5 protein-coding genes and 2 pseudogenes are annotated in these 5,504 nt (G+C 66.9%); 1 reads left to right on the forward strand and 6 read right to left on the reverse strand.

Annotated features, from left to right (window positions below):
• Positions 1-91: 91 nt before the first annotated feature.
• The 4 genes from AC0B61_RS36835 to AC0B61_RS36850 form a co-directional block, all read right to left on the reverse strand.
• On the reverse strand, positions 92-922 hold the full coding sequence (locus AC0B61_RS36835; RefSeq protein WP_471746858.1) for a hypothetical protein: 831 nt from the start codon (positions 920-922) through the stop codon (positions 92-94).
• 1,017 nt (positions 923-1,939) lie between these two features.
• Positions 1,940-2,437 carry a DUF4265 domain-containing protein gene (locus AC0B61_RS36840; protein WP_471746859.1) on the reverse strand — a complete coding sequence of 166 codons (498 nt, stop codon included), beginning with the start codon at positions 2,435-2,437 and terminating at the stop codon, positions 1,940-1,942.
• 81 nt (positions 2,438-2,518) lie between these two features.
• Positions 2,519-3,283 (reverse strand): IS21-like element helper ATPase IstB, encoded by a 765-nt coding sequence (gene istB / locus AC0B61_RS36845; protein WP_471746861.1) that lies wholly within the window; start codon positions 3,281-3,283, stop codon positions 2,519-2,521.
• A complete protein-coding gene (locus tag AC0B61_RS36850; protein ID WP_471746865.1) occupies positions 3,280-3,861 on the reverse strand; it encodes a Mu transposase domain-containing protein in 582 nt (193 codons plus the stop codon). Before AC0B61_RS36850 ends, istB begins: the two co-directional genes overlap by 4 nt.
• An 86-nt stretch (positions 3,862-3,947) precedes the next feature.
• Between AC0B61_RS36850 and AC0B61_RS36855 the strand changes: the two are divergent.
• Positions 3,948-4,145: pseudogene (locus AC0B61_RS36855) on the forward strand (DUF6000 family protein); the annotation flags it as partial.
• Positions 4,146-4,291: 146 nt separating this feature from the next.
• On the opposite strand, the gene AC0B61_RS36860 reads toward AC0B61_RS36855, so the two are convergent.
• Positions 4,292-5,086: a hypothetical protein gene (locus AC0B61_RS36860; protein WP_471746863.1), complete on the reverse strand. Its 795-nt coding sequence runs from the start codon at positions 5,084-5,086 to the stop codon at positions 4,292-4,294.
• A gap of 208 nt (positions 5,087-5,294) precedes the next feature.
• Positions 5,295-5,504, reverse strand: a pseudogene (locus tag AC0B61_RS36865) (IS110 family transposase); the annotation flags it as partial.

Raw genomic sequence — 5,504 nt, forward strand, 5'->3', positions numbered from 1 at the left:
CACCATGCACACGACACCCGAGTCAGCCTGAACGACTCCGTACACACGAACGGGCGACACCAGATCATCCAGAAACGGACTTAACGTCCTCTCAGGCCTTCGGGTCGATCCGCGGTGTGGTGTGGACCTCGGCGTCCGGGGCCAGCCGCAGGCCAGCCACGGCGAGGAAATCGGTGAGTGCGATCGGGCCGCCGTCGGTTCCGTCGTCCCACCTGGTCCAGAGGCTCGACTCCTCGCCGTCCCAGGTGTCGACGTCCTCGCTCGGATGCTGCTCGACGCTTCCCTCGCCGTGCCGGTACCGCAGGTACAGGTACTGGCCCGTGGTCGTCCAGGCATCCCACTGGGAGGGGCAGCCCCCGGAGGTCTGCACCACTCGCGCGATGGTCACGTCCTCGTGCAGGTGGGCCTCGACCGCACCCAGGTGCTGATGGTGCGAGATGAGGAGATCGTCGGTGAGAGCGAGCATGCGGATGCTCCCGTCCGGGAACTGGAGCGTGAGGCCGGCTGTGAAGCGGACCCGGCCGTCGTTGTAGTCGATCTCCCGAACCGAGCGGATCGACTGTCCGATGAAACGGGCCACCGGAACAACCGGCGAATCGTCGATCACGGAGACGCTTCCGTACTCGTCCATCGAGTACAGCTCATACGGCTGAGAGGCCCGCAGCGACAAGCCTGTCGAGGGCGCGTGGAACAGGACCGGGCCCAACCCCTCCAAGTGAAGCCACAGGTGCACCAGCGACGGCTCGTCGTCAGCGTAGTGATGCCAAGCCGTGGTCACCTTCAGCAGTCGCTTCCCGATCAGGTCGGCGCTGAAGAGCTCCTCATCGTCGATCACCCGCCGATGCTCGCACAGCCTCGCCAGCAGGCCATCCGAATTCCTGACCGGCTGCCCTCGCCGCGTTCGGTTCCACCGAGGTTCCACCGAGGTTCCACCGAGGTTCCACCGAGGTTCCACCGAGACCCGACGCCACCGGCGTGGTCGGCCCGCCGAACCGGCACCGAGGGATTGGTCTGCGTGCGGCTTCCACTGCTCGGTCGGCCGGTTCGACGAACTGGACACCGGTGGCGCCGACCGTCCCGAACCACAGAATTTTCCGCGGAAAATCGCCGGACCGGATCCTCGAACCATCCCGGCCGACCGCGGGGGAGCGGGGCTGGAGGAAAGACTCCGCGCGGACCGAGGCCGAGCACAGCCTGGTCCGACCCGAGGCGTGGGGGGTTAGAGGAAGGCCGGAAGAGCATCTGCTTAGCCGCGCCCGACCGGTACCGTACGGCGACGGTCTTCGAGGAGGGTGATGGCTGACCGTCCACTGGTCGTCCGCCTTGAGTCAGAGGGCAGCCGAAGACCCTCCGAAAACGATGACGATGAGCGCGGCAGGCTTACGGCAACGAGCAGCAGGACGGTTCGATGAGCTTCCCGAAGCTCAAGGACCCGCTCTTCAAAGCTGAGCGAGGCGACGTCCCGTCAGAAGTGCCCGAACCACCCAGTGCCATTCGCAGGCCCACCGGCCATAGCGGCTGACCAGGAGCTCCGTGACCGGGTTCAAGAAGTCGTCGAAGCTCAACGAGTAGCCGTTGCCTGAGGGAGCCAGCGCGAGGACCTTCGCCGTGACCTCGGCCTCCTCCTCACTGCTCCAGGCGAAGGCATGCCGGTCGGGGTCAACCTCCGACCACACCAGCAGACGGGCATCAGATACGGGCTACTGGACGTGGTGATCCGCCGATGATCAGTCCGGTCAGGGCAACTGGCTGATGCTGCCAGGACCACGCCGCGTCTGTCATCCGCACTTCCGGAGCGATCCCCCCGATGGCGCGGACGCCGCTCCTGAGAGGCACAGGACCGGGAGCCTTGGGCTGTGTCGACGGTCAGCTAATTCCCCCAGGTCAAACGCCAGATAATTCCCCACCCTCTCGCTGACCCGAGCTGTCCTGGTGGCGCTCAGCCAGCCTCAGTGCTGGCTGTGGCCTCCCATGCAGCAGTGACACATCCTTCTTCCCAGTGCCACCACCCTTTGGCGGCGCCGTGTTCCAACAGCGTTCGGATCCGGTGGATGTCCGCTTCCGGTGGGACGTCCAGCGCGACCATCCCGAACTGCTCGATGCCCTCGCCGGTGGTGCCGAGCCGATGGAAGGTCTCCAACACCGTCTGCCGAGCCGCAGCAGAACCGCCGTCCTTCAGCACGATCAACCGGATCGTGCAGTTCTCGGAGGCATGAACGGTCTCCCCGGCCCAGCGCAGGCCGTCGTCGTCGACATCCACGCGGATGACATCGCCGCTCGCGACGCCACGAACGAACCATGGCGTGTTGTCGAGACGCACCGTTCCATCGCCCAGGTCCACTGCCCACAGGCTCTCGACGCTCGCGGGCGGCCAGCCGTCCTCGTCGATCTCCATCCGGAAGTGGACCTTCACATGGGCGTCGCTGATGTCCGTCACCCCGCCATCATCCACGTGGGCTGGTGGGGCTGGACCCGCGGGGCTGCGGGCAGCAGTCACTTCAGCACTCGGTGGCAGCGGTCAGGCGGCCGAAGGTTTCTCGGCGGGGTTCCTGGGGCGCTTGTTCGGCCGGTAGCTGGGGCCGTTCATGATCACCTGGTGGCTGGTGTTGATCAGCCGGTCCAGCAGCGACTCGGCGACGACGGGGTTGGGGAAGAGCGGATACCAGTCGCTGGGGGCCCGGTTGCTGGTGATGATCAGCGAACGCCCCTGCCGCTCGGAGACCAGCTCGTAGAGGTCGTCGGCCTGAGCCGCGCTCAGCTGCCGCATAGCGAAGTCGTCCAGGATGAGGACATCGGGTCGGATCAGCTCGCGCATGCGCTTGTCCCAGGTGCGGTCCGCGTGGCCGCCGGCGAGCTCGGCCAGGACCCGGCTGGTCTTCGTGAAGCGGACGTTCGCGCCCTGGCGGACGGCGAGGTGGCCGAGGGCCTGGGCGACGTGTGTCTTGCCCACCCCGACGGGCCCGAACAAGATCACCGACTCGCCCGCGTGGAGCCAGCGCAGGGCGGCCAGGTCGCGGATCTGGGCCGCGGGCAGCTTCGGGGAGGCGGTGAAGTCGAACTCCTCCAGGGTGACCTGCTGCTCGAACTTCGCCTTCTGCAGGCGTCGTTGGAAGGCGACGGTCTCGCGGCGGGTGATCTCGTCCTGGCAGAGGACCTGGAGGAAGTCCAGGTGGCCGAGTTCGCCGCCGTGGGCCTGGATCAGCCGCGCGTCGAGGGTCTCCAGCATCCCGGACAGCCGAAGCGCCTTCAGCGACTCGCGCAGGGTGGTGTCCATCACGCTCATCGAGCGGTCTCCTCGGCGTTGTCGGCGTCAGCGTGGCCCGGGGTGCCCTCGGGCTCGCCGGAGGTCTGGGAGGGGATGCTCGTGGCGAACAGGCCCTCGGGGCCGTGGAGGAAGGCCGCGGCCCCGGCGTCGCCGGTCTCCGGCTCGGGGTCGGTCTCGGTGCCCGCGATCAGGATGCCCTTGATGGTGCGGTAGGAGGGGTCGCCGACCGCGATGGCCTTGGTGCAGGCCGCCTCCAGCCGCTGGTCGCCGTACTTCTTCCGCAGCCCGAGGATCCCCTGGGCCGCGCGGAGCCGGTAGAGCGCGTTGACCTCCAGCAGCTGGTCGATCACCTCGCGGCAGGCGTCGCCGACCTCGGAGGACTGGGTGCGGCACCAGATCGGCGTCTTCATCTGGAAGGCGATCTTCTCCGGCGGGTAGTCGCTCTTGTCCGTACGCTTGCCCTGGTCGAGTGCGGCGTGGGTCTTGACCAGCTCGCCCTCGTGGAAGACCTGGACCATGGTGGCGGTGGAGCGGACGTCGACCTTGCGGCCGATCAGCTTCCAAGGGACCGAGTAGAGGGTGCGGCCGACCTTGATGTGTTCTCTGAACTAGCGATCACCGCTCGGCAGCCCCTTGGGTAAAACCGCTGGCCGCTGGGCGTTCACCGGGCAAAGATGCAGCTATGCGCCATGCCACCACCGACCCTGAGCTGCTGGGCTTGGTCCGCCGATTCGTCACGCCCGGACGGCGGTACCTTCGGTTGGGTGGAAGCCTGCTGCGGTTGAGTGGGCCTGAGCGCGTGGTGTTCGCGAGGGAGTTGGTCCAGGCTGCCTCGGAGATCACCCCTGCTGAGCTCGATGTCCTCTTCGAAGGCGGATGGCGAGAGCGTAAGAAGCCGTTGTCGTACCGATCAAGGGAGTTGTCGATCGAACGTGAGTCTCGCTCGGGTGATCGCGGGACCTTCCCATACCTGACCAACGGATTCCCGCCGATCACATCCGATAGACAACTGCCTGTGAGCTCGGCTCATGCCCCCGGGGCTACGGGGAAGCCGTCCGAGGCATCAGCCGGTCGGCCGTGCTCCCAGACGCTGTCGAACTCGGTCTGGAAGTGTCGAAACCACTGGTCGTCGCGGTGCGGCAGGGTTGTGAAGACGGCATCCCCGCTGGCCGAGCTGTGCGAGTAGATGTCGATGTGGATGCGGCCGCCGGGCCGCTGCGGATCGAGCAGGAGCAATCCGAAGGCCGGGACGAAACGGAGGAAGCGGACCTCCACCCTGCCCTCTGCACCGGGCGTCTCGGCGAGTTCGCGGAGCAGGTCGACGGACGAGCGAAGCCGGTTGCGGTACATCTCGGCCCGGTCGGGGATCGTGCTGCGGCGTGCCGCTTCGTCAGGGGCGGAACCGGCAGGGTCTATCAGCGCCACCTTGACCACGGCTCCGGCGACGGCCCTGCGCTGGAGTTCGTCCACTAGGTTGCGCAGCGTACGTGAGAGCGTCACCCCGACGATACGGATGTCCTGTGCGGCGCGCACATGTTCGATAAGGTCCGCTTTGTCCCTGCCGAGAAAGTCCTCGGCGGAGACTTCCCCCCTGCCCCGGGCGCGCACCTCAGCGGCCAGCTCCGCCACCTGCCTGCGGCTACCCAGCAGGCCGCCGGCCAGCAGGGCCAGCGTCGCGAGCGTGGCGGCGGCCAGGACCTCACTTCCGACCGTGCCGAGGACCCCGAGGACGGCCAGCACCAAGGAGAGCAGTGCTGTCGTGTAGATCTCCAGGTTCTCCCCTGCCGAGAGATCCGCGCGCAGCCGCCGAAGAAAACGCATGAAGACCATCGTCGGGACGGCTCGGGTGCGTGTCAACGAAAAGCGTCAGACAGGGAAACCTACCCGTAGTTTCAGATCTTGAGTGATGCTCGTCGAACGGGAGTCTCGATCGGGTGATCGCAGCCGGCACCGGGCATGGAAGCAGGGCCTCGTGGTAGCTCGGAGGGTGTCTACGCCAACGAGCGATCCAGGAGTCTCAATGACGGAGTCAAGCCGTCTGCGTGACCGGATCGGGGGTGAAGACCCGGTTGTCGCGCAGGAGCGCCCACAGGACGCTGACGCGCCGACGAGCCAGTGCGATCAGGGCTTGCACGTGCTTGAGCCCCTCGCCGCGCTTCTTCAAGTAGTAGTCCCGATTGGGGCCGTCCTTGATGACGCTGGTCTGCGCGGACAGGTAGAACACCCTTCGCAGGCGGCG

This window comes from Kitasatospora sp. NPDC023385 (assembly GCF_055664045.1).